We start from the raw sequence: 25,311 nt of genomic DNA, 5'->3' as shown, positions 1-25,311 counted from the left end.
TAATATATGAATAGTTCACCAAATAATTGCATTCAAAATGATTAAATCTAATAAACTTGTTAAATCGATTTTTGCTACTTCTGTTGCTCTTTCTGCAACGATAGCTACATCGTCATTCGCCGCTCCAATTGTAGTCCCTGATGCACCGCAAATCGCCGCTAAAGGTTTTGTTCTGATGGATTACCATTCAGGCAAAGTACTAGCAGAGAAAGAGATGAACACTCAACTTTCTCCAGCAAGTTTAACCAAGATGATGACGAGCTACGTGATCGGCCAAGAGCTAGAACGTGGCAACATCAATCTAAACGACGATGTTGTAATCAGTGAAAATGCTTGGGCGAAAAACTTCCCAGATTCATCGAAAATGTTCATTGAAGTGGGCACAACGGTTAAAGTGGAAGAACTGAACCGTGGCATCATCATTCAATCAGGCAACGATGCTACTGTTGCAATGGCCGAGCATATTGCTGGTTCTGAAGATGCATTCGTTGACCTAATGAACGCATGGGCAAGCTCTATCGGCATGAAAGACACGCACTTTGCTAACGTGCACGGTCTAGACAACCCGAACCTATACTCAACACCTTATGATATGGCGCTACTTGGTCAGGCGCTGATTCGCGATGTTCCTGATGAGTACCGTATCTACTCAGAGAAAAAATTCACTTACAACGGCATCACCCAGTACAACCGTAACGGTCTGTTATGGGATAAGAGCATGAACGTTGATGGCATCAAAACGGGCCATACAAGCAAGGCAGGTTATAGCCTAGTAAGCTCAGCAACCGAAGGCAAAATGCGCCTAGTTGCTGTTGTGATGGGCACCAAGAATGCTAACGCTCGTAAAACAGAAAGCAAAAAGCTGCTTAGCTACGGCTTCCGTTTCTTCGAAACAGTGGCACCACATACTGCTGGTGAGACATTCGTTGAAGAAAAAATCTGGATGGGTAGCAAGGACACGGTTGCTCTAGGTGTCGACGAAGATACTTTCGTTACTTTACCTCGTGGCCAAGCGAAGAACCTTAAGGCTAGCTTCGTTCTTGAAAAGGAACTAGAAGCACCAATTAGCAAAGGCGATGTTGTCGGTAAACTATTCTACCAAGTTGATGGTGAAGACGTTGCTGAATATCCACTACTTGCACTAGAAGATGTAGACCAAGGCAGCTTATTTAGTCGTCTATGGGATTACCTAGTATTGCTGTTTAAGGGTTTATTCTAAACCAGTCATAGGTTTGCACTGAGCAATACAAAAGCTCAGTACAAAGCTAACTCAATGAGTAAGTTCATTATTTACTCATTGACGAACTAAAAGCCGCCATGTGCGGCTTTTGTTGATCTTGAGTTCAGCGATATTTACACGTAATATTCCGCCCTATTACTCGTGTCTGTTGACCGAACACGCTTTTTATCGACATTTCGCCAATTTGCGAGAGTCTAGCCTTTTGGAGCTATTCATGAACATCAATTCTGATGCAAAACTAAAAGATCTCTTAGAGTTCCCTTGTTCATTCACTTACAAAGTAATGGGCTATGCTAAGCCAGAACTTACTGAGCTAGTGCTAGAAGTGATCCAGCGTCATGCTCCTGGTGACTACAGCCCAACGCTAAAACCGAGTGCGAAAGGTAACTACCACTCTGTTTCTATAAATATTACGGCGACTTCAATTGAGCAAGTAGAAACGCTATATAAAGAACTGGGCGAGATCGAAATCGTTCGTATGGTTCTGTAATCTCCGATTACACATGAAAAACAGCGGCTTATTGCCGCTGTTTTTGTTTGAAGCACCCTATCTAGGTCAAATTCATTCAACTTTATTTTCAATAAATACAAAGAAAGTTGAAAAACCTTGCAGTCCGTCTGTAGTTAGAAACCTGTTTCGCGTTTATAATGCGTTCACTTTATTAATCCTTGAGGGAGTGCAGCTTTGCAAAATAAGCTAATCGTAAAAAAATTAGGCCGTCAGGATTACGAACCTGTATGGAAAGCCATGCATAAGTTCACAGACGAACGTACAGAAGAAGACGTAGACCAAGTTTGGTTGGTTGAACACAACCCTGTCTTCACTCAAGGACAAGCAGGCAAAGCCGAGCATGTATTAAATGCTGGGGACATCCCTGTAATTCAAAGCGATCGCGGTGGCCAAGTGACTTACCATGGCCCAGGTCAGTTAGTCGCTTACTTTTTGATTAACATCCGCCGCAAAAAATTCGGAGTACGTGATTTGGTGACCCATATCGAGAACCTCGTAATCAACACTCTGAAAGCTTACAATATAAATTCAACTGCCCGACCTGACGCTCCTGGTGTTTATGTCGATGGCAAGAAAATCTGTTCACTCGGATTACGTATTCGACGTGGCTGCTCGTTCCACGGGTTAGCACTCAACGTCGATATGGACCTGTCTCCATTCCTACGTATTAACCCATGTGGTTATCAAGGCATGGAAATGGCACAAGTAAGCCAGCTAGGCGGGCCAAGTGAACTAGAAAGCGTTGAGCTACAGTTAATACAAGAGCTAGTAGAGCTACTCGGCTATGACCAAGTAGACATTCAAGCCACCAGTAACATTACAGCAGAAGCATAAAATCATGAGCAAACCAATCCAAATGGAAAAAGGCGTTAAATATCGTGACGCTGACAAAATGGCATTAATTCCCGTAAAGAATATGCCTGCTGAACAGAAAGAAGTTCTACGTAAGCCAGCATGGATGAAGATTAAACTACCTTCAGACAGCCATCGTATTCAAGAAATCAAATCAGCAATGCGCAAGAACAACCTGCACTCAGTTTGTGAAGAAGCGTCTTGCCCTAACCTAGCCGAGTGTTTTAACCACGGCACGGCAACGTTTATGATTCTTGGCGCTATCTGTACTCGTCGCTGCCCGTTCTGTGATGTTGCCCATGGTCGCCCTGTTGCTCCTGAAGCAGAAGAGCCGAAGAAACTGGCTAAGACGATTAAAGACATGAAACTGAAGTACGTAGTAATCACTTCAGTTGACCGTGATGACTTGCGTGACGGCGGGGCTCAACACTTTGCTGACTGTAACCGTGAAATTCGCGAACAAAACCCAAATATTCGTATCGAAACGCTGGTACCAGACTTCCGTGGTCGTATGGACGTTGCGCTTGATCTAATGAAAGACAACCCGCCAGATGTTTTCAACCACAACCTAGAGACAGCGCCGCGTCTATACCGTAAAGCGCGTCCGGGTGCGAACTACAAATGGTCTCTTGATCTATTGAAGAAATTCAAAGAACAGCACCCAACTATCCCAACAAAATCAGGGGTGATGATGGGCCTTGGTGAGACGAAAGAAGAGATCGTTCAAGTACTGAAAGACCTTCGTGAACATGGTGTAACGATGCTGACACTAGGCCAATACCTAGCACCAAGCCGTCACCATTTACCAGTAGAACGCTACGTGCCGCCTTCTGAGTTCGATGAGCTGAAAGAGATTGCTCTAGAGCTAGGCTTCACTCACGCCGCTTGTGGTCCGTTTGTACGTTCTTCTTACCATGCAGACTTACAGGCTCAAGGTATGGAAATTAAGTAATCACGATTGCTTAACTAGAAATACCAAGGCGCTGACTATTATGTTCAGCGCCTTTTTTCTATCTTGTTCGTACCACCAAGCTTTATATTTCATGCCACTATAGCTTTATATAAAAACAACAAAGCCACCCTTTATGAGTGGCTCTGTGCTTAACGTTTCAAGTTCTTCTGAGGGTTTAGGTTCAGAGAGTCCCGATAGGGTTCAGCGTTAGCCGAAAGATGCCCAGATAACCGTTGCGACTAGGATTGGGCACACAAACTTCACATACATTGGCCACACCTTACCAAACCAACCCAATTGGAAATCAGGGCAACCTTGCTCAAGCTCTTTCACCTTAGAAGCTCGACTCCATACCCAACCACCAAACACGCAGAACATCAGTGCTGCGACCGGTTGAAGGTACTGAGTCGCTATCATCGCAACCATGCCAAACATCGCGGCAAAGTTGTAAACAATCACCACACTAAACAACGCGATAACACCACCAATTACCCAGCTCGTAGGCGTTCGTCTAGTGTTAAAACGCTCGCTCACTAGTGCTACAGGGCCTTCAAGCATCGAAATCGATGAAGTCAGTGCGGCAATCGTTAGCAATAAGAAGAAAACAATCGCGAAGATCTGACCAAGCACGCCTAAGCTATCAAACATCAACGGCAGAACCGTAAATACAAGCGTATCAGAACTTAATAGTGAGCCATCTTCCGCATAGATTTGTACCCCTTTCTGCATCGCAACAAACATTGCAGGCATCACGACTAAACCCGCAATAAAAGCGACAGCGGTATCAACTAAGGTAACGTTCATTGCCATTTTGGGCAGGTTCTCTTTCTTACTCAAGTAAGAGCCATAAACCAACATCGAGCAACCACCAATGGTTAGCGAGAAAAAGCCTTGCCCCATTGCTGCCAAAATCAATTTTCTATCCCAAACTTTTTCAAAATCCGGAACCAAGTAGTGTTTCAGGCCTTCCATCGCACCAGATTGCGTCATGATGTAAACAAACAATAAGCCAAATAAAACAAATAGCGCAGGCATCAAACGAGTCGACCATTTCTCGATACCTTGCTTAACACCGCCCTGAACAATCAAGATAGTCAGCACATAGAATGCGACAGTGCCAAATACATTTCGCTCAACACTGAAGCCTTTAAACCAATCAGCAGCAGCCTCTAAACCCATCAGATCAGCGACAGCACCAATGAGGAAGCAGATCAACCAACCACCAACGATACTATAAAATGCCAACACGGCGCTTGGCACACTCAATCCGACCCAACCGACAAACTCACCGACTTTCTTACCCAAAGGGTTCGTAGTCAAAGAACGCATGCTATCGACAGGGTTTGCTTGGCCGTGACGACCAATAGCCATCTCAACCACCAGCATTGGGAAAGCGACCACGAAAATCATGATCAAATAGACTAAGAGAAAAGCGCCACCACCGTTACTGGCAACTTGAGTTGGGAAACCCCAAATATTACCTAAGCCAACCGCTGCACCCGCCGCTGCTAAAATAAAACCCAAACGAGAGCTAAAGAGCTCTCTTGAAGAGGAAGATTGTTGGTCCATATTGCCCGCATCAAAAATCAGTGAACTAGTTGATAAGTACAGTAATCAAAAGCAATGATAGGCACAACCAATAAATGAACAATTATCTTATTTTTACAATCCATTTAGTATTTAAGACCAAGTTATTAACAATTACCCAGACTAACTGACCACATAAAATCAAGACAACGATTGATCCACCTGCTGAGAGGCATTCCTAAGTTAATTGTTAGCTTATTTAACCCATAAAAAAAGAGCACCAAACGGTGCTCTTGTGATTCATCAGTCAATTCAGATTAGATCGTGAATACTTGATAGTCTTTTAGGTTCGGAATGATTTCATGCAGCTCTTGCTCTTGTTCTGCCATCTCATCAAGTGAGTCACAGAGCTCATTCGCTTCCTCTTGCACTTGTTGAGAGTGTTCTTTCATTCGCTCTTCAACTTTAAGCTTTAATTCAGCCATGCTATCAGCCAATTCGGTAAGGTTTAAACCACCATCTTGTTTCATTTTTTCTGACATCGCATTAAAAGCGCTGGAGATAAATTCTTGATTAAAGATTTCTTTCGCCTTCTCGAAATCTTCAGACCAACCATTGGCCATCGAATCAAAGCTTTCAGCTGGTAACACTAACTCACCATCTTTGTAGTAACGAGCTTCCAGTTCAGCAAAGTAGGTTTTCATTGATTCTTTTACATTATCAAATGATTCCGGTGAATCTAGGCTAGCCGCAATATCATCAATCACGTCATTCGCTAATGCTAGGCTATCGTTAGCCATTTGTTTCGCTCGTGGTAAGTACTCACTCATACTTTCGCGGTATTTTTCAATCGCCGCTTGTTGGTCGGCATCAAGCTCAACCTTCTCACCATGGATATAGAGATCGTTGTTATCATCAAAAACGGCCGTATCACCATTCACTTGATGGATTTCGACTTTTTGGTCATCGATTCGTAGTTCATTTTTCAAATCAACTCGACACTGAGCAGCAAACGTTGGCAGGCTCACAAAAGAGATTACCGCTGTTAACGATGCGATTAATACATTGTTTTTAATAAATATTTTGTTTTTCATAAATACATTGTTTTTCATAACATCCTCTCATCAATCTGACCGATTACTATACCCTTGGTATATGCTTCTTTGTCAGAGAAACGTTTTATATATATATCCGTTACTGAGTTAGTCGATAGATATTACTTCGTAGCAAAACTGTTTATCTGCGACCTTAAACTCAATTTCATCACCGACTTCTTTACCCATTAGAGCCTGGCCAAAAGGTGCATTTGCCGTCACGATAGCGACTTCATTATCATTCCACATGACAGAAAGTCCGCCGACTCTCGGTCCCATAAAAAAGTGTTTATATTGATCATGCTCGTCAATGACCACAACATAACTGCTCACCGTAATCTTCTCACTATCACGCAGCACTAAGTTACGATAACACTGAATGTCGTCTTCACACTCTTGCACTCTTACGGCTTGGCCATGAGCAAGATAAGAAGCTTCTAATGCCAATGTATCGTACTTATGTTCAGGCACAGTCTCTTCATCGGTCGCAGCATCAATCGCACGCTGAGTCGCAGATTGGGCGATATGTAGTCGGGATTCGAGTTGCTCTAAGATTATTTGGCGAAGCTCTGACTTATTCATACTATTGGAGTGCTTTTCTATAGGAGCTACAGAATAGAATTAGGTACAATCAGGTGCAAGACATTTGATTCATCAAGCGACGCGATCATGAATGGACGCTCGCTTTATCATCAATACGACACTTAATAATTCAGGTAGAACATAAATGATTGAGCAGAAGTTAAAACAAGTATTCGGATTCGACTCACTGCGTAACGGGCAAAAGCAAGTCATTGATAATGTTCTATCTGGTCATTCGACGGCGGCCATATTCCCAACAGGCTCAGGTAAGTCGCTTTGCTATCAATTGCCAGCGCTAGCATTGCCACATTTAACCTTAGTAATATCGCCACTGTTAGCTTTAATGAAAGACCAGCTCAGCTTCTTACACAGCAAAGGCATTAGCGCAGCTGCAATCGAATCAAGCCAAGACAGACAAACCACCCAACAAGTGATGCAGTCGGTACGTAACGGAGACACCAAGATCCTCATGATCTCCGTTGAACGCTTGAAGAACGAGCGCTTTCGCCAGTTTATCTCCCAAGTGCCGATCTCGTTACTGGTGGTCGATGAAGCGCACTGTATTTCAGAATGGGGACATAACTTTAGACCAGACTACCTAAAGCTTCCCCAATACCAAAAACAGCTCAATATTCCTCAGGTACTGCTACTGACAGCCACCGCGACCACATCAGTTATCCAAGATATGAAGTCTAAGTTTGATATCGATGAGGAACGTGTTGTGGTTACGGGTTTCTATCGTCAAAACCTCGATCTGTCTATTCAACCTTGCGAACAAACCAGCAAACTAGAAACCTTGTGCAACGTCGTTAATCAAGCTTCTCTTGCTCCGACTATTGTTTATGTCACCCTTCAACAAACAGCAGAGATGGTGGCTCAGCAACTTCGTAACGCTGGCGTTAATGCTGTGGCTTATCATGCAGGTCTTAAGCCAGAAAACAGAGATGTAATTCAACATCAATTCATGAATGATGACGTGAACTGTATCGTGGCCACCATTGCGTTTGGTATGGGCGTCGATAAATCCAACATTCGCCGAGTCATTCACTTTGATTTACCAAAATCGATAGAGAACTACTCGCAAGAGATCGGTCGAGCAGGCCGAGATGGCCAGCCTTCAGTATGTATTCTTCTCGCCAACAAGTACGGCCTCAGTACACTGGAGAACTTCGTATTTGGCGATACGCCAGACAACATATCGATCCAAGCAGTATTGAAAGAGATCTACGAAAATCAAAACATTGGCGCTTCTGGCTCAAACCAATGGGAGATTATGCTTAACCAGCTATCACGTGAATCCAACATTCGTCAGTTGCCGCTAAAAACGCTACTGGTGTATCTCGAAATTGAAGGCGTGATTGAGCCGAAGTACAGCTATTTCGCTGACTACAAATTTAAGTTCGTTCGCCCGAAACAGCAGATCACCGAACAGTTCCAAGGCGAACGTCGTCATTTTGTCGAAGCGATTTTCCAGTGCTCGCCTCAAGCCAGGGTCTGGTGCCAAGTCGACTTCGATGCACTGTGGACACACTTCCAGACTGATCGTCAGCGTGTGATTGCGGCAATCGATTATTTCAATGAACAAGGTTGGATTGAGTTGGAAAGTAAGCAGATCACCGATGTGTATGCTATCCACAACACCTCTGAAGACATGATGCAGTTATCGGAACGTCTAACTGAATTGTTTAAGGAAAAAGAGAACAGTGAAATAAACCGTCTTAACCAAATGCTGAGCTTCTTTGAGGCAGACACTTGTCTAAGCTCACGCCTAGCGAGCTACTTTGCCGATGATAAGGCACCAACAAACTGTGGTCATTGCTCGGTATGCCGTGGTGAGGTAGCAATATTACCAACCGTCGATGTTGAACCCGTTGACGACGAAACCGTAATGACATGGATTCATGAATTTGTATCTAAGAGCCAACAATTGATCACCGACGAAGCCATTACGCGTTTTCTATGCGGAATTGCAACCCCGCTTTCAACCAAGCTTAAAGCCAGCAAAATGGTTGGTTACGGCAAGCTAGAGCAGCAACCATTCAGTGATACCTTAGCGCGAGTTAAACAGCTTCCTAGATAAGGCATCTCACGTATTGATATAGAAACTGGCTAGGCTATGAAGTCTAGTCGGTGCTTATCAGTGCACATCTCATTACTCTCTATTCCCACTTATCCTCTATCCTCACCTACCCTCTATTCTTATTACTCTCTAAACAAGACAGCCTAAAAGAAACTCAACTGACGCATTTGGTCTTTGGGCTGCAGCATTACGCTTAAACCAAGCAGGCGTATTTCTCGCCCCTGTTGTCTTTTCAGTATTTCACTTAACAGTTCTTTGAAGTGTTCGCGATCAAGAGAGGCGTGTATGTGTTCAATAGTGGTTTGTTGAAAGTCGGCGAACTTGAGCTTAATGCCCTGCTTGATGATCGCTTTGCTTGGGCTAGCTTTTTCTAAGCGAGTTTCGAGTTCAGGAAATAGCTTGTCTTCGATCACCTGCCAACATTCCTCGTAGGTAGAAATGTTTTGAATAAATGTGCGCTCCACACCTACCGATTTTCGTTCACGTTCGATGATAACTTCTCGGTCATCAACTCCATGACTGCGCTTCCAGAGTGATGCTCCTTGACGGCCAAACCTGAGCAATAAATCGCGATAGTCAGACTCCTTAATATCCTTACACGTAAAGAAGCCTGCTTGATGCAGTTTTTCGATACTGACCTTGCCAACACCGGGAATCTTTTCGAGTGGGAGCTCATCAATCACAGCTTGTACGTCTTGTGGAGGAATCACAAACTGTCCGTTAGGCTTGTTCATATCTGACGCTACTTTCGCTAGAAACTTTATTGGAGCGATACCAGCCGAAGCGGTCAAGTTGAGTTCATTCCAGATATCGTGACGAATCGCCTCTGCAATCAGTGTGGCTGAACCATGACATTGCTTGGAATCGGTGACATCAAGGAAAGCTTCATCCAAAGAAAGAGGTTCAATAATGGATGTGTATCGAGAAAAAATTTCGCGGATCTTTTTCGATATTTCGACGTAGACCGACATTCTCCCAGGAACAACCAACAGGTTGGGGCAAAGCTGCAGCGCTTTTCCTGTTGGCATTGCAGAACGAATACCAAACTTGCGAGCTTCGTAATTACATGTACTCAAAACCCCGCGCTGTTTTTCGTGTCCCCCGACGGCGAGCGGTCGATTTCTATAAGATGGGTTATCTCGCATTTCTACAGCTGCGTAAAAACAATCCATATCAACATGGATTATTTTTCTAACTTTCTCTTCGCCCGCACTACACATTTAGGAATAACTCAACCTTACAACTGTATCTATGAACAGTATAATCAATTATTCCTAGATTTAAAATGATCTGGAGTCCAGCTCAACAGGTTTCTCTTCAATAGCCGCCTACTATTCTGATAGTATTGTTAAGGAGTATTTAGTCTATAAGTAGGGATAGCTTTTGAGTGAGAAAATACTAGTAGTAGAAGACAGTCGTGCATTCAGAAACTACCTGTACCAGCAATTTAAAAATGATGGCTATGATGTTTCACTGGCTGAATCTGTAGCAGAAGCCAAAGCTATCTTAGAGCAAGAGACGGATTTCTTGTGTGCGGTGCTCGATTACTGCTTACCCGATGGCCAAGATGGTGAGATCATTGATTTGGTACTCGGCTATCAACAAAAAATCATTGTGCTCACCGGTATGTTCAACAACACACTTCGAGAGCAAGTACTCGCAAAAGGTGTGCTTGATTACATCCTCAAAGACAGCATGTCGTCAGTCAGTTACTTACTTCCTCTGGTTAATCGAATCTCGAATAACCGATACCATAAAGCCTTAGTAGTTGATGATTCTGCTGTGGTCCGTCGATATGTCGTCCAACTTCTTGAGCATCAATATATTCAAACGATTCAAGCGGTAGATGGAGAGCAAGCACTAGAACTCCTCCAAAACGACCCTGATATCACTTTTGTCGTTACCGACCATGACATGCCGAACAAAGATGGCATTTCGATGACCCGTGATATTCGAGTCCAACACGATCGTAATCAACTCGCTATTCTCGGCCTATCTGGCAGTGATGATCGCACAATGACCGCTCGCTTCCTTAAAGCTGGCGCCAACGACTTCCTTTATAAGCCATTTAACCAAGAAGAATTTTTCTGCCGTATTCACCAATTACTCGACATGAAAGAAGCGACTAATGAGCTGTTTCGTCATGCAAATGAGGATGCTCTGACTGGGCTTTGGAACCGTCGCTACCTTTTCAATCAAACATGCAAAGGCTGCGAACATCGCAGTATCGCTATGATGGATATCGACTTTTTTAAAAAGGTGAATGATACCTACGGCCACGATGGTGGTGACGCGGTATTAATTGAGGTTGGTAAAATCATCAAAGAGCACTTTAAAGATGATTTAGCAGTTCGCTTCGGTGGCGAAGAGTTTTGCATTCAGTCATGCGAACCATTTGAAGATTTTATAGAGACCTTGGAATCGATGAGAGTCGCAATTAAAAATCATGAAGTGCAGCATGATTCATATGTGATTAAAGTGAGCATGAGCATTGGCGTGACCGACCAAGAAGGCTCTTTAGACGAGCAAATCAAAGCAGCAGACGAGCTACTTTATACCGCGAAAAAGCAAGGTCGAAACCAGTTGATATGCGCTCGCAATAACCTTCAACGCGTTAATGAGTAGTTCCTCCTTTCCTAGAGCACGAATCGAGTCAGCCTTTAAAATGAAAAGAGCCCAAGGTGTTAACCTTGGGCTCTTTGTTTTTTGGGGAGCAGGTTTCGCTCCTAATCGTTATTGCTGCTAATCGCAATTAAGCAATACGATCTTTATTCCAAGAAGCTTCTTTTTGCTGACGCTCAGCCAGTTTCTCTTCGCGGTATGCTTCACGTGCTTCACGCTTTTTGCGCGCATCACAAGGTTCAGGACAGTTACATACTTTATCAATACCAACAGCACCTAAGCCACCACAGCTACCCTTCACAACTTTCTTTTGGATAATATAGCCAATAGACATCGCTGCGATTACTGCAAGAAAAACACCAAATGTAATCAGAAATGTATTCATAATTATCTCGCTTACCTTATTTACCTAAGTATGGCTTAAATGCTTCAGAAGCAATTTCTTTAAAGCCATCTGCTGTTTTTACCACCATGAACACAGGGATGTTATGTTGGTTCGCGACTTCCAGTCCTTTCTCTTCACCTAAGACCATAAGGCCTGTAGATAAACCATCTGCAGTCATTGAAGACGGGTTTAAAACGGTTACAGAAACCACTTTATGATGAAGCGGCTTGCCTGTTTCAGGGTTGATGATGTGTGAGTAACGAACACCATCGCGCTCAAAATAGTTACGGTAGTCACCAGATGTTGCGATCGCCATATCACCCGGCTCGATGATCTCTTGAATGTTGCGCTCGTCGACAGTTGGCTTCTCTATGGCGATACGCCAACCCACACTTTCACGGTTTAAACCCTTCAAGCGGATTTCACCACCTACTTCAACCATGTAATTATGAATACCAATTGAATCAAGGTAATCAGCAACGACATCCACACCCCAACCTTTTGCGATAGTTGAAAGGTCAACATACAAGTTAGGCAAGTCTTTGCTTAGCTTATTACCATCAACGCTTAAGTGATGAATACCAACCTTAGCCTTGCGAGCCGCAAGCTCTTCATCTGATGGAACCACTTCAGGGCGAGCTTCAGGACCAAAACCCCAAAGGTTAACTAATGGTCCAACCGTAACATCCAATGCACCTTCAGTAAGACCGTTCAAACGAATCGCTTCTTTCACAACAGTAGCTGTTTGTTCAGATACTTCGAATGCATCGGCACCTTTATGCTGGTTAAAACGGCTCAGTTCTGAGTCTTCACGGTAGGTCGACATTTGATCATTCACTTCTTCAAGCAGACGGTCGATCTCGGTATGAACTTCGTTAGACTCAGGAAATTCATCACCATTGATGTACTTGATATTGTAACTGGTACCCATTGTCGGGCCACTTAAATGCACTTGCTCTCTTGCCTGATCACAGCCCGCAAGAAAAATCAAAGAAGTTAATGCAACAAGCCAAATTCTCACTTGCTTACTCCTGTTTAAAGTTAAGGATTTATATAAGGAAAAATAAGAGTAAAAAATAGGTATTTTAAATGCCTTACTCTTTCTTATATAAGCCAGTTTGTTGTCACGAGTGGTCTTAGAAAAACAAATGGCTGACTCGTAAGAGTCAGCCATAATATCAATCACTTAAATGGATTAACCACCGAAGTCATCTAGTAGGATGTTTTCATCTTCTACACCAAGATCTTTCAGCATGCCGATAACAGCCGCGTTCATCATTGGTGGACCACACATGTAGTACTCACAGTCTTCAGGAGCTTCATGATCCTTCAAGTAGTTTTCGTACAATACGTTGTGGATGAAACCTGTGTAACCGTCCCAGTTGTCCTCTGGTTGAGGATCAGACAGTGCACAGTGCCACACGAAGTTCTCGTTTGCAGCCGCTAGGCCATCGAAATCTTCAATGTAGAACATCTCACGCTTAGAACGTGCACCGTACCAGTAAGACATCTTACGAGTAGAGTTAAGACGCTTAAGTTGGTCGAAGATATGTGAACGCATTGGCGCCATACCTGCACCACCACCGATGAATACCATTTCATTGTCTGTGTCTTTAGCAAAGAACTCACCAAATGGACCAGAAATAGTACATTTGTCGCCTTCTTTAAGAGACCAGATGTATGAAGACATCACACCAGGAGCTACGTCAGGGTTGTTTGGCGGCGGAGTTGCGATACGCACGTTAAGCTTGATGATGCCTTTCTCTTCTGGGTATGAAGCCATAGAGTAAGCACGAATCGAATGCTCTTTAACGATAGACTCGTAACGGAACAAGTTGAACTTATCCCAGTCACCACGGTATTCGTCAGGAATATCGTAATCTGCGTATTTCACGTGATGTGGTTCAGCTTCAATCTGAATATAACCACCCGCGCGGAATGGAACTTCTTCACCTTCAGGGATAGCAAGTGCTAGCTCTTTGATGAAAGTAGCTTCGTTATCATTAGAGATAACTGTACATTCCCACTTCTTAACACCAAAGATGTCTTCGTCTAGCTCAATCTCCATGTCAGTTTTCATAGCAACTTGACATGCAAGACGTTCGCCTTCGCGAGCTTCGCCTTTGGTGATGTGATCAAGTTCAGTTGGTAGGATGTCGCCACCACCAGACTTAACTTTTACACGACACTGACCACAAGAGCCACCGCCACCACAAGCAGACGATACGAAGATACCAGCGCCAGCTAGGGCACCAAGTAGCTTGCTACCAGGTTGAGTAACGATCGCCTTTTCAGGGTCGCCGTTTACAGCAATAGTGATGTCACCTGATGGTACTAGCTTAGACTTAGCGAAAAGAATCACTAGTACTAGAGCCAATACAATAATGGTAAACATCGCTACGCCAAGAATAATGCTTTGCATTTGTTATTCCTTATTACTGGGTGCTTACCCTACAGTTGAACACCAGAGAAAGACATAAAGCCTAACGCCATCAGACCAACAGTAATGAACGTGATACCAAGGCCACGTAGACCTGGAGGTACGTCAGAGTACTTCATCTTCTCACGGATACCCGCAAGAGCAACGATAGCTAACATCCAACCCACACCAGAACCGAAGCCGTAAACAACAGATTCAGCAAAGTTGTAGTCACGAGTTACCATGAAAGATACACCACCAAAGATTGCACAGTTAACTGTGATCAATGGAAGGAAGATACCTAGTGCGTTGTACAAAGGTGGGAAGAAACGGTCTAGAACCATCTCTAGGATTTGTACAAGTGCAGCGATAACACCGATGAATGCGATGAAGTTAAGGAAACTTAAATCGACACCGGCAACAAGTGCATTTTCTTTTAGGATGTGTGTGTAAACAAGGTTGTTTACAGGAACAGCGATTGTAAGTACTACAACTACCGCAACACCAAGACCAAAAGAAGTTTTAACTTTCTTAGAAACCGCTAGGAATGTACACATACCTAGGAAGAAAGAAAGCGCCATGTTTTCGATGAAAATCGATTTAACTAGCAGACTAATATAATGTTCCATGACTACCTTACCCCTTCGCTTCTACTTGTTCTGGTTTGAACACACGAATTGCCCAAATCAAGAAACCAATTAGGAAGAATGCAGAAGGTGCTAGAAGCATCAAGCCGTTTGGCTGATACCAACCACCGTTGCTCACTAGAGGTAGTACTTCCATACCAAATAGTTTGCCAGAGCCTAGAAGCTCACGGAAGAAACCAACAGTGATAAGAACGAAACCGTAACCAAGACCGTTACCAAGACCATCGATGAAAGATGGGATTGGCGCAGACTTCATTGCGAATGCTTCAGCACGACCCATTACAATACAGTTAGTAATGATTAGGCCAACGAATACAGATAGCTGCTTAGAGATATCGTATAAGTATGCTTTAAGCACTTGGTCTACCACGATTACTAATGATGCGATAATTGCCATCTGAACGATGATACGCACACTGTTAGGAATGTGGTTACGGATCAAAGAAACGAAGAAGTTAGACAGAGCAGTAACGAACATTACCGCGATAGTCATAACAAATGCAGTTTCTAGCTTAGTGGTTACCGCAAGAGCAGAACACACACCAAGAACCTGTAGCGCGATTGGGTTGTTATCCAACACAGGCGCTAAGATGCTCTTTTTAATTTCTTTTGCACTAGACATTAGTTCAGACCTCCGTCACGAACTTTTGCTAGGAACGGACCAAAGCCCATATCACCTAACCAGAAGTCAAATGTATGTTGAACACCAACGCTGGTCAGTGTTGCACCAGAAAGGCCATCTACACCGTGCTCAGAACCTTGAGGAGCGCCACCTTTAACAACCTGAATAGCAGGTTTGTGGTTTTCGTCGAATAATTTCTTACCAACGAATTGAGCGCGCCAAGTTGGGTTCTCAACTTCACCACCAAGTCCAGGAGTTTCACCTTGCTCGTAGTAAGTGATACCAGAAACTGTGTTGCCATCAGTTTCTACCGCAACGAATGCGTACATCATTGACCATAGACCGTTACCGTGAACAGGGATGATAACTTTAGAAGTTTCAGCCCCATCTTTCACTAGGTATACCGTACCCGTGTTAGCACGACGAATGATCTTAGCGATGTCATCTTCAGCTGAAAGCTTGATTGACTGAGCCGGATCTTTTGCCGCTTTACGTTGGTCGTATGCAGCAGCGTCGCCGTCAACGAAATCGCCAGTAGCGAAATCAACTAGACGAGGTTCGATGTTCTCTGCGTACAGTGCTGGGATATTACCCGCAAGTTCAATGCCCGCAACTTCAAGGATCTTAGTTTGCTGATCCAGAACTGCGTTAGCTTGTTGCTTAGGTTTAAGAACAACTGCAGCTGTTGAAACGATGATTGAGCACACTAGGCTCAATGCGATAACAACAAACAGCGTCTTTTTAATGCTATCGTTATTACTTGCCATAGCGCGCTAGTCTCCGCTTAATGTTCTTCTCGATTACAACGTGGTCAAACAGAGGAGCAAATAGGTTTGCGAATAGAATCGCAAGCATCATGCCTTCTGGGTATGCAGGGTTAACTACACGAATCATTACACACATTGCGCCGATTAGGATGCCGTACCACCACTTACCTTTATTGGTAAATGAAGCTGATACTGGGTCAGTCGCCATGAAGAACATACCGAATGCGAAACCACCTAGAACTAGGTGCCAATGCCAAGGCATGCTGAACATTGCATTAGTGTCAGAACCAATCACGTTAAATAGTGTTGATACTGCAACCATACCGATCATTACACCCGCAATGATGCGCCATGAAGCAATGCCCATGTAAACAATCATTGCTGCACCAATCATAAGTGCAAGCGTTGAAACTTCACCGATAGAACCTGGGATGTTACCAATGAATGCGTCCATCCAAGTGATTGCTTCACCAGATGTTACGTTCATTAGTGCGCTACCGCCGCCTTGAGCCCATTGGCTAAGAGCAGTTGCACCAGAGAAACCGTCTGCAGCAGTCCAAACTACGTCACCTGAAATCTGTGCAGGATATGCAAAGAATAGGAACGCACGGCCAGCAAGTGCAGGGTTCAGGAAGTTACGACCCGTACCACCGAAGATCTCTTTCGCAACTACAACACCGAAGGTAATACCTAGTGCTGCTTGCCATAGAGGAAGTGTTGGCGGAACGATAAGCGCAAATAAGATAGAAGTAACAAAGAAACCTTCGTTGACTTCGTGCTTGCGCACCATACAGAACAGTACTTCCCAGAAACCACCAACGATAAATACCGTTGCGTAGATAGGTAAGAAGTAAGTCGCACCCAAGAGCATCTTACTGCCCCAACCTGCATCGGCCCCTAAGGAGGCTCCAAGCATTTCGGTTAGCCAGTAGTGCCAGTTACCATCAATGATAGAAACTAGTTCTGCACCTGAATACATGTGGTTTAGTGCTGCGATAGCCTGACCACCTGCGTTGTACATACCCCAGAACATTGCTGGGAATACCGCAAGCCAAACCATGATCATGATACGTTTTAAATCAACGCTATCACGGACATGCGAGCTTTTCTTTGTAACAGTACCTGGTGTGTAGAAAAGTGTTGCTGCTGCTTCGTAAAGCGCAAACCACGTTTCGTGTTTACCACCTGGTTCAAAATGATGCTCGATGTCTTCAATAAACTTTTTAAGGCCCATGAAAATTACCCTTCCTTCACAATTGTATCTAGGCATTCACGAAGTAACTGACCGTACTCGTACTTACCAGGACATACAAAGGTACACAGTGCTAAATCTTCTTCATCTAGCTCTAGCGCACCAAGTGCTTGTGCACTATCAACGTCACCAGCGCATAGATCGCGAAGCAGCAAAGTAGGCTCCATATCTAATGGCATTACTTTCTCGTAGTTACCAATTGGAACCATAGAGCGGTCACTACCGTTCGTTGTCGTTGTCATGTTGAACAACTGACCTTTAAACACGTGACCAAGGAATGAACGAGTAACAGAGAACTTGTTCTTACCAGGCATAGCCCAGCCGAATAGCTCTTTATCACGACCTTCACGAAGAACCGAAACTTGTTGATGGTAACGGCCAAGGTAAGCATGTGGACCTGAAGCGTGAACACCAGATAGCACTGAACCTGAGATCAGGCGAACTTCACCTGGCATCAACTCGCTGTCCGTCAACTCTTCAAGGCTAGCACCAATTTGAGTACGAACTAGACGAGGGTTGTTAACTACTGGACCAGCCAGAGAAACAACGCGCTCAGAGTAAATCTCACCAGTAAGGAAAAGCTTACCGAATGCGATCACGTCTTGGTAGTTAATGCTCCACGCTACATTTTGTGCATTTACCGGATACAGGTAATGCATATGCGTGCCTGCAAGACCTGCAGGGTGTGGGCCATCAAAAACATGTTCTTCAACGTTAGACTGAGCTGAACGAGGTAAGCTAGTACCTTTTTTACAAACGTACACTTTACCGTTAGTCAGAGTTGAAAGAAGATCTAAACCAGCAACGAAAGCATCAGACTGCTCGTTAATGATTAATTCTGGCTCAGCTGCTAGCGGATTAGTATCCATAGCAGTAACAAAAATAGCCTGAGTTTCAGAATCAACTGCTGGAACCTTGCTGAACGGACGAGTTCGCAAAGCGGTCCATGCGCCAGACTCAACTAACTGAGCTTTAACCGTTTCACGGTCAAGGCCTACTAGTTGGTTAGCTTCATAGCTATTGAACGTGATTTGCTCATTGCCTGCTACTTCAATCACTACTGATTGAAGAACACGCTTAGCACCACGGTTCACTTCAATAACTTTACCGCTTGCTGGAGAAGTAAATACAACACCTGGGTTCTTTTTATCTGCAAAAAGAACTTGGCCTTTCTTCACTTCATCACCAACGCGAGCATGCATCGTAGGACGCATACCAACGTACTCTTCGCCAAGCAAGGCGACTTTAGTGATGGACTTACCATCATTAATCACCTGGGATGGAGTTCCTGCGATAGGAAGATCCAAACCCTTCTTTATTGTAATCATACGCACTTGCACTACTTTATCGGGAAAAAGATTCTTTTAATTGCGTAAATTCAGGACGTTTTAAAATCGCCCTTAGACACGACATTACAGTGTCCGGTTTTGGTAAATTTGAGATACCAAAATCGCAACAATACATTAATAAACTCATCACAAGAATTATGTGAGATTTATCAGGTGCCATATTCTAGCATTTTTTGACAACTTGATGCCATGACCAATAACTTGAATACGGCCTTTATTTGGTGAGATTTGAAGCATATGGACTCTCAAATATGTATAAATTTGACGAGCCGCACAGATAGAATGGCTTTTAGAACGTGTTTTAAACAAGAGATTAATACTCTGTCACAAACTAATATTTTACGTGTTATGTTGAAACACTGTTAATAAAAACATTACTCATTGTAGGTATTTTTGGTCGGTCAATTTACCATCAGCTTGAGTGATATAACAACAGAAAACAGATAGATTTTGAGACAAAAGAGGCGCCCTAGCCGCCTCTTCTATATGGGTTAATTATCTTACTTACCACCACCCATACACATCGGGCTATCTGGCACGTTATTTAGCTGCTTCATCCATTCATCTTTTGTATAAGTGTGAATGGATAATGCGTGAATATTATTCGCTAGCTCTTCTGATAGTGCTTTATTTACCGCTCTATGACGAGCAATAAGACGCAAACCTTCAAACACATCGCTGACAACAATCACTTTAAAATGACTCTCAGAACCAGCCGGAACATTGTGCATATAGCTCTCATTCACCACGTTTAAATGACTTGGTGAAAACTCATTGTGCAATTTTGTTTCGATAACTTCTTGGATCATTGTGATTCCTTAAATAGCGTATTGGCATTATCTGTCGCTCCAGTATAAACCCTAACTAACCGACTGTCTGAGTATTTCATCGCTGACTCGAGGGGTTTAGTCGAGTTTTTTATATCTTGTTCAGGCTGCATTTGAGACAATATCTTTGTTATTTCTTACATAAGTATCTCAAGCAATGAAAACTGAACTTACCCTTCACGATAGAACTTTAACCCTAAATCGTTTCCCCAACCGTTCAAATGAAACCCTTCAAGCTTGGGATGCCGGCGACGAATATCTGATTAGCCATGTTGAAGAGATGAATCTTGAACCTGGTAAACACATCCTGATCATGAACGACAGTTTTGGCGCCCTATCCGCTTGGTTCTCCAAAGATCATGACGTGACCATGATGAGTGACTCTTTCATTTCTCATCGCGGAACGCTAAAAAACTTACAGCGCAATCAAAGTAACCGAGTGAACTTCTTGAACACGATGGATGATATCCCACACGGTATCGACCTTGTGATCATGCAATTGCCAAAAACCAACCGTCACCTAATATGGCAATTGAGCCAGTTGCGCCAAGCATTGCCAGAAGGCTGCCAAGTGATTGGTGTGAATAAAGTAAAAGAGATTCACACTTCAACACTGAACCTGTTTGAAAAATATCTCGGTGAAACCAAAACCTCTCTGGCTAAGAAAAAGCACCGCCTTGTGTTCTCTTCTCCAAACTGCCAACCGATTCAAACAGTAGAACCTTATGTTGAATGGGACGTAGACGGTGAAGATATCCGCCTGAAAAATTTACCAAATGTTTACTCAGGGGAAGCACTCGATCAAGGCGCTCGTTATATGCTAGAGCACATCCCTCAAGATCCTGAGCTACGTCATATCATCGACTTAGGCTGTGGCAACGGCGTATTGAGTGTAAAAGCAGGGCAATTGAACCCACAAGCTCGTATCACCTGTGTGGATGAAAGCTTTATGGCGGTGGAATCGGCGCGCCAAAACGTCAAGGATAACCTTGGTGAAGAAGGCAACTTCCAGTTCATCGCCAACAACTGTTTAGATGGCTTCAAGAAGAACAGCACTTACTTAGTTATGTGTAATCCTCCGTTCCACCAGCAACAAGCGATTACAGACCACATTGCATGGCAAATGTTCTGTGATGCAAAGCATGTTCTTAGCAACGGAGGCAAATTAATTGTTATTGGCAACCGACACCTCGGATACGATGTCAAACTAGCAAGACTATTTGGTGAAGCTAACGTTGAAACGCTTGAACTAAACCAAAAATTTGAGATATTACAAGCAACAAGAGAGCCTGCGAATTTTAATAAATAAGCAGAAACGACTTCACAAGAATTTAAGATACCGAGCTTCTGGTGTGAATTTAGAAAGGATAAAGGAATGAAAAAACTGATTTTGGCTGCTTCTATTATGGCATTGACAGCATGTTCTGCCCCTCAGCAAGAACAGATCAATGTAATGCCAGAAGCTTCACTAAGCTCAAGCAACCTTGTACAAGGCAAAACATACACACTAACCAGTAAAGATGTTCGTGCCGCTCAATATGTAGCCTTGGTTGATAGTGGCCGTTCGAACATTCAGCCAATTCACGCTAAACAAAACATGCGTATTTCGCTAGAGAACGCAGTAGCTCAACAGTTAGAGTCTCAAGGTTTTCGAGCAAGCGTAAACAGTGAAAACTCCATTGTTTTAGAGATTCAAGAAGCACTTGTTACCGTAGAACACACCATTATGGAAAACAAAATGGACGGTAAAGTAACGCTTGAAGTAACGGCCGAGACACCTGAAGGTAAGCTCGTTAAAACATTCAACGGTACCGCAACTCGTACTGGAGCGCTAAGTGCTTCAAACGACGACATCTCAATGGTTCTAAACGATGTGATCAACTTGGTTCTTACTGAAATCGCGAACGACCCTGAACTACAAAACTACATGAAGGAACGTTTCTAATGAGCCGTATTCTAACTTCTATTGCATTAATGCTGGTGAGCGTGAGCGTTTGGGCAGGCCCAAAAGTGAACGTTGAAACAACATTAGGTGACTTCACGATTGAGCTAAACCAAGAGCAAGCTCCGGTTAGTACTGAAAACTTCCTAAAATACGTGGCAGACGGCAGCTACGAAGGCACTATCTTCCACCGTGTTATTCCTGGCTTTATGGCGCAAGGTGGCGGCTTCGATCAAGACATGAATCAACAAGCGACTTATGCCCCAATCAAAAATGAAGGCAGTAACGGTCTAAAGAATGATACAGCAACGATCGCAATGGCTCGCACTAACGATCCAGACTCTGCGACTCGTCAGTTCTTTATCAACTTTTCGGATAACGACTTCTTGAATGCAAAAGGTGGTAACCCGGGCTACGCTGTTTTTGGCACGGTAACTGAAGGGTTTGATGTCGTACAAAAGATGGCAACTATTCCGACTAAGCGAATGGGCCGCATGTCCGATATTCCAGTCGACCCTATCATCATCAACAAAGTAACACTTCTTAAGTAATCTCATACAGCGCCCTTAACCTCTTAAGGGCGTTTTTCTATACAAGGACGCCCCATGTCATCTGGCACTCCCTCTCTTTCTTGGATGCAGACTTTCCGTAGCTACCTAGATAAACGTCTACTTTGGGTGTTTATGTTGGGTTGTTCGAGTGGCTTTCCTTGGGTTCTTATCGGTTCTAACATGTCAGGCTGGCTAAAAGATGCAGGATTAACTCGTGCTGCTATCGGTTATTTCGGTAGTGTGTTCGCCGTCTATGCGATTAACTTTCTTTGGGCACCACTGGTAGACCGAGTCAAACTGCCGATTCTACATGCGATATTGGGACAACGACGCAGTTGGATATTTCTATGCCAAAGCTTTGTATTGATCTGCACGCTGTTCATTGCTGGGGTTAACCCTGCCAATGACTTGATGTTCACCTCAATGCTGGCTCTCGGAATTGCGATTGCGTCGGCAACCCAAGATATAGCCATTGATGCCTTCCGTATTGATTCATTTCCTAAATCTGAATCCACCAAATTACCGCAAGCATCCGCAATGGCAGTGATGGGATGGTGGACAGGCTACTCTCTTCCTGGTTATCTCGCATTTATCAATGCCGATACAATAGGTTGGAATGGTGTTTATTACGGTATGGCCGGTGTCGTTATCATTCTGATGCTATTCACCCTGTTTGTCGGAGAACCAACAACACAACGTGAAGCATTACAAAAAGAAGCACAACAGCGCCATAATAAAGTTGTGGGCTCTAAAGTTGTTGCCTGGCTAAGCGTTACAGTGTTGGAACCTTTCTACGATTTCTTTAAGCGAAACGGTGTTCAAGTCGCTATTACGCTTCTGTTGTTCGTATTCCTGTTTAAGATAGGTGAAGCCTTCTTGGGCAGAATGTCGATTCCCTTCTATAAAGAGATCGGCTTTAGCAATGAACAAATCGGCCACTACTCCAAGTTAATTGGTTGGGGTGCAACCATATTCTTCACCTTGCTAGGCAGTGTCTTCAATGTGAAATTTGGTATTGTACGTGGGCTAATGATTGGCGGCGTAGCAATGGCAGCCAGCAACCTAATGTTTGCATGGATTGCTCAAATAGGACCCAATGAAAACTTATTCCTTGCAACGATTATTGTCGATAACTTCACAACCGCCTTTTCGACAGTGGCATTCGTTTCCTTCTTAACGCTACTAACTGGGCAAGCTTTCTCGGCAACGCAATACGCCTTGCTAGCATCATTGGGAAATTTCGGTCGTACAACTCTGGCTTCATTTAGCGGTGAGCTGGTCGACTTCCTCAATGATTGGTCAACCTTCTTTATACTGACGTCATTAATGGTGATTCCAAGTTTGATCATGCTCTACTCGTTACGCCACTTTTTCACTGATTTATTAGAAAAAGCCAAAAACAACCACGAATAAGAGTAAAAGAAAACAAAAGAGAAGAGGGTAGCCCAGTGCTACCCTCTTTTACTTTCTGCCAGCAGAGAATTAAACGCTAATCTGTTGTATCACTTACTATCAAGTTAAAACCAGTTCCCGTCGAGTCATCAATCGCGACGACTTGATAAACAACACCGTCAGCCAAAGTTGCAGGCGCAGAGTCAATGGCAACAGTAGTTGGGTCTCCTGCGACAGTAATTGTCACGTAGTAAGATCCCGCTGCAACATAAATACCATTCGCGTAATCTTTGAACTTCACATCACTTAGTGCCGGAGTGCTACCAGATATTCCCACGTTCTCAGTCAAGTAGATATCAACCGATGCTGCAACTGGGTTTGCCGCAGCATGAGTAATGTTTAACACCGCACTGGTCGCAACCGGGCGACGGTTTTCAGGGACAACTAGTGGTTCCAAATTGAGTGGACTTAACGTACCCACTGCATAAATGCTGTAATCCATTCCGGCAAATACAGCCACCCCGTCAGCATCAATCAATGCATTGGTCGTTGTGCCATCGGCAAAGATGTCAATATCGTAAGTCCCTGCTGCTAAATCTAAAAATCCACGGATCTCTTTAAACATTAAATCAGCAAGTGGAGCAAATGCAGAACCGTTGACAAATGGGTCGACATCCGGCGCACCATCAACCAAATGCCCCACTCTTACTTCTGCCGTTTCTGCCATGTCGTACATTAAAGATGAACCGCTACCATCCATCACCATCAACTTCACCGGAGATGCACTGTTTGAATCAGCTCTTGGCACCGCCGCAATCGTTAGCTCGCTACCGCCAGAAAGAGTGATTTCTCCAGAGTCAAAAGCAATAGCACTGCCGCTCACGGTTTCTAATCTCACACGGTATTGCCCTGCTGGGATATTGAGTACGTCAGTAAAGTCCTTATAACCGAGAGTACCAAGCGGAGCGCCCAATGGATCATTCGGTGCCGTTACATATAAGTTCACATCTCCAACCCCTGTTGCCGCGTGAACAACTTGCACATCTAAACTTGAACTTGTTGCAGTTCCCTCAGCAGGCCTTGTAACAACTAAAGCTTCAACCGGGTTATTCGAACCATCAGCATCGCCGACCACCATCACGGTGTAATCTAGATCACCGCTCAAATCGAATTGTCTTGGCGGAATCACAGTCGCTACTGCGTCACCTGGGAGTTGGACATCGACTTGCAGAGTAGTTTGGCCTTGACCTACTGAGGCATAACCGGATGCTTGAGCATAATCGACACCGCTCCAACGAGCCTGACTATTTACTAACACATTAGCCAACGGAGCATCTGGCGATGCATGTACAGCTTGTAGTTGAGTTGTTGGTTCATCGTCATCATCACACCCCACAATGAACAGGGCTGACATCGCTACCGCGAGTACTGGTGAATATTTCATCGGTCTTCTCTCCAAAAAAGTTAGACCAGTTCGTCACACAAATGATTAGTCCAATAACTAATCTTTAAAAATTGTCTCAAAACCTAGTGCAGTGAACTGTCTTTAATTCTCCGTGATTCAAAAAGTAGCTAGGTTGAAATTCCTAGTCAGTCATCACATGAGTTGTTCATCAATTGATTCCAACATCATTACGCAGTTGGTCAAAAATAGATCAAAGACAAGATTGAAAGGAGGTTTGAATGAGTCATTTTTGA

At 43.8% G+C, this 25,311-nt stretch carries 24 protein-coding genes; 10 read left to right on the top strand and 14 right to left on the bottom strand.

Features of this window, described 5'->3' with window-relative positions; translation table 11 throughout:
- The first annotated feature begins 37 nt into the window (after nucleotides 1-37).
- From H5300_RS00365 to lipA, 4 genes are all read left to right on the top strand, one after another.
- Nucleotides 38-1,219: a serine hydrolase gene (locus tag H5300_RS00365; RefSeq protein ID WP_017079939.1), complete on the top strand. Its 1,182-nt coding sequence runs from the start codon at nucleotides 38-40 to the stop codon at nucleotides 1,217-1,219.
- Between the two features lie 235 nt (nucleotides 1,220-1,454).
- Nucleotides 1,455-1,730: a DUF493 family protein YbeD gene (ybeD, locus tag H5300_RS00360; protein WP_017079938.1), complete on the top strand. Its 276-nt coding sequence runs from the start codon at nucleotides 1,455-1,457 to the stop codon at nucleotides 1,728-1,730.
- 195 nt (nucleotides 1,731-1,925) lie between these two features.
- Complete coding sequence (lipB, locus tag H5300_RS00355; protein ID WP_182795233.1) at nucleotides 1,926-2,585, top strand: lipoyl(octanoyl) transferase LipB; 660 nt, start codon at nucleotides 1,926-1,928, stop codon at nucleotides 2,583-2,585.
- 4 nt (nucleotides 2,586-2,589) lie between these two features.
- On the top strand, nucleotides 2,590-3,555 hold the full coding sequence (gene lipA, locus H5300_RS00350) for a lipoyl synthase (protein ID WP_004735240.1): 966 nt from the start codon (nucleotides 2,590-2,592) through the stop codon (nucleotides 3,553-3,555).
- Nucleotides 3,556-3,762: 207 nt separating this feature from the next.
- Here lipA and H5300_RS00345 read toward each other — a convergent pair whose 3' ends face one another.
- The 3 genes from H5300_RS00345 to H5300_RS00335 all read right to left on the bottom strand — a co-directional run bounded on the left by H5300_RS00345 (nucleotide 3,763) and on the right by H5300_RS00335 (nucleotide 6,758).
- Nucleotides 3,763-5,124 carry a sodium-dependent transporter gene (locus H5300_RS00345; RefSeq protein ID WP_076644735.1) on the bottom strand — a complete coding sequence of 454 codons (1,362 nt, stop codon included), beginning with the start codon at nucleotides 5,122-5,124 and terminating at the stop codon, nucleotides 3,763-3,765.
- 275 nt (nucleotides 5,125-5,399) lie between these two features.
- Nucleotides 5,400-6,194 (bottom strand): YggN family protein, encoded by a 795-nt coding sequence (locus tag H5300_RS00340; protein ID WP_182795232.1) that lies wholly within the window; start codon nucleotides 6,192-6,194, stop codon nucleotides 5,400-5,402.
- Nucleotides 6,195-6,284: 90 nt separating this feature from the next.
- A complete protein-coding gene (locus H5300_RS00335) occupies nucleotides 6,285-6,758 on the bottom strand; it encodes a GreA/GreB family elongation factor (RefSeq protein WP_182795231.1) in 474 nt (157 codons plus the stop codon).
- A 145-nt stretch (nucleotides 6,759-6,903) separates the two neighbouring features.
- On the opposite strand from H5300_RS00335, the gene H5300_RS00330 reads away from it, so the two are divergent.
- Nucleotides 6,904-8,838, top strand: a complete 1,935-nt coding sequence (locus H5300_RS00330) for an ATP-dependent DNA helicase RecQ (protein WP_182795230.1) — start codon at nucleotides 6,904-6,906, stop codon at nucleotides 8,836-8,838.
- A 143-nt stretch (nucleotides 8,839-8,981) separates the two neighbouring features.
- Here the strand turns inward: H5300_RS00330 and dinB are convergent, their stop codons facing one another.
- Entirely contained in the window at nucleotides 8,982-10,058 is a 1,077-nt protein-coding gene (gene dinB, locus H5300_RS00325; RefSeq protein ID WP_102453105.1) for a DNA polymerase IV, read from the bottom strand.
- A 163-nt stretch (nucleotides 10,059-10,221) separates the two neighbouring features.
- Here dinB and H5300_RS00320 point away from each other — a divergent pair, with 163 nt between their 5' ends.
- Nucleotides 10,222-11,463, top strand: a complete 1,242-nt coding sequence (locus tag H5300_RS00320; protein WP_182795229.1) for a diguanylate cyclase — start codon at nucleotides 10,222-10,224, stop codon at nucleotides 11,461-11,463.
- 127 nt (nucleotides 11,464-11,590) lie between these two features.
- Here the strand turns inward: H5300_RS00320 and nqrM are convergent, their stop codons facing one another.
- The 9 genes from nqrM to bolA all read right to left on the bottom strand — a co-directional run bounded on the left by nqrM (nucleotide 11,591) and on the right by bolA (nucleotide 19,710).
- The gene (gene nqrM / locus H5300_RS00315; RefSeq protein WP_004735214.1) at nucleotides 11,591-11,845 is read right to left on the bottom strand and encodes a (Na+)-NQR maturation NqrM; all 255 of its coding nucleotides are present in this window, start codon (nucleotides 11,843-11,845) and stop codon (nucleotides 11,591-11,593) included.
- Nucleotides 11,846-11,861: 16 nt separating this feature from the next.
- Nucleotides 11,862-12,866, bottom strand: a complete 1,005-nt coding sequence (locus tag H5300_RS00310; RefSeq protein ID WP_182795228.1) for an FAD:protein FMN transferase — start codon at nucleotides 12,864-12,866, stop codon at nucleotides 11,862-11,864.
- Between the two features lie 174 nt (nucleotides 12,867-13,040).
- A complete protein-coding gene (nqrF, locus tag H5300_RS00305; protein ID WP_004735212.1) occupies nucleotides 13,041-14,267 on the bottom strand; it encodes an NADH:ubiquinone reductase (Na(+)-transporting) subunit F in 1,227 nt (408 codons plus the stop codon).
- A gap of 29 nt (nucleotides 14,268-14,296) precedes the next feature.
- Entirely contained in the window at nucleotides 14,297-14,893 is a 597-nt protein-coding gene (nqrE, locus tag H5300_RS00300) for an NADH:ubiquinone reductase (Na(+)-transporting) subunit E (RefSeq protein ID WP_004735211.1), read from the bottom strand.
- Between the two features lie 7 nt (nucleotides 14,894-14,900).
- The gene (locus H5300_RS00295; protein WP_004735210.1) at nucleotides 14,901-15,533 is read right to left on the bottom strand and encodes an NADH:ubiquinone reductase (Na(+)-transporting) subunit D; all 633 of its coding nucleotides are present in this window, start codon (nucleotides 15,531-15,533) and stop codon (nucleotides 14,901-14,903) included.
- On the bottom strand, nucleotides 15,533-16,300 hold the full coding sequence (locus H5300_RS00290) for a Na(+)-translocating NADH-quinone reductase subunit C (protein WP_004735209.1): 768 nt from the start codon (nucleotides 16,298-16,300) through the stop codon (nucleotides 15,533-15,535). The genes H5300_RS00295 and H5300_RS00290 overlap by 1 nt, the downstream gene beginning before the upstream one ends.
- A complete protein-coding gene (locus H5300_RS00285) occupies nucleotides 16,290-17,534 on the bottom strand; it encodes an NADH:ubiquinone reductase (Na(+)-transporting) subunit B (protein ID WP_004735208.1) in 1,245 nt (414 codons plus the stop codon). The genes H5300_RS00290 and H5300_RS00285 overlap by 11 nt, the downstream gene beginning before the upstream one ends.
- Nucleotides 17,535-17,539: 5 nt before the next feature.
- Nucleotides 17,540-18,880, bottom strand: a complete 1,341-nt coding sequence (locus H5300_RS00280) for a Na(+)-translocating NADH-quinone reductase subunit A (protein WP_017080319.1) — start codon at nucleotides 18,878-18,880, stop codon at nucleotides 17,540-17,542.
- Nucleotides 18,881-19,401: 521 nt separating this feature from the next.
- Nucleotides 19,402-19,710 carry a transcriptional regulator BolA gene (gene bolA, locus H5300_RS00275; RefSeq protein ID WP_017079929.1) on the bottom strand — a complete coding sequence of 103 codons (309 nt, stop codon included), beginning with the start codon at nucleotides 19,708-19,710 and terminating at the stop codon, nucleotides 19,402-19,404.
- 175 nt (nucleotides 19,711-19,885) lie between these two features.
- Between bolA and H5300_RS00270 the strand changes: the two genes are divergently transcribed.
- From H5300_RS00270 to H5300_RS00255, 4 genes are all read left to right on the top strand, one after another.
- The gene (locus tag H5300_RS00270; RefSeq protein WP_004735205.1) at nucleotides 19,886-21,037 is read left to right on the top strand and encodes a methyltransferase; all 1,152 of its coding nucleotides are present in this window, start codon (nucleotides 19,886-19,888) and stop codon (nucleotides 21,035-21,037) included.
- A gap of 66 nt (nucleotides 21,038-21,103) precedes the next feature.
- Entirely contained in the window at nucleotides 21,104-21,673 is a 570-nt protein-coding gene (locus H5300_RS00265) for a YajG family lipoprotein (protein ID WP_004735204.1), read from the top strand.
- Nucleotides 21,673-22,221 carry a peptidylprolyl isomerase gene (locus H5300_RS00260; RefSeq protein WP_182795227.1) on the top strand — a complete coding sequence of 183 codons (549 nt, stop codon included), beginning with the start codon at nucleotides 21,673-21,675 and terminating at the stop codon, nucleotides 22,219-22,221. The genes H5300_RS00265 and H5300_RS00260 overlap by 1 nt, the downstream gene beginning before the upstream one ends.
- Nucleotides 22,222-22,275: 54 nt before the next feature.
- Nucleotides 22,276-23,634, top strand: coding sequence for an AmpG family muropeptide MFS transporter (locus H5300_RS00255; RefSeq protein ID WP_182795226.1), 1,359 nt, complete (start codon nucleotides 22,276-22,278; stop codon nucleotides 23,632-23,634).
- A 76-nt stretch (nucleotides 23,635-23,710) separates the two neighbouring features.
- Here H5300_RS00255 and H5300_RS00250 read toward each other — a convergent pair whose 3' ends face one another.
- Nucleotides 23,711-25,057, bottom strand: coding sequence for a DUF4397 domain-containing protein (locus H5300_RS00250; RefSeq protein WP_182795225.1), 1,347 nt, complete (start codon nucleotides 25,055-25,057; stop codon nucleotides 23,711-23,713).
- Nucleotides 25,058-25,311 lie beyond the last annotated feature (254 nt).

Source organism: Vibrio sp. SG41-7, assembly GCF_014164465.1.
In the GTDB taxonomy this organism is placed as follows: domain Bacteria; phylum Pseudomonadota; class Gammaproteobacteria; order Enterobacterales; family Vibrionaceae; genus Vibrio; species Vibrio splendidus.
This window is presented reverse-complemented; position numbering and strand designations above follow the sequence as displayed.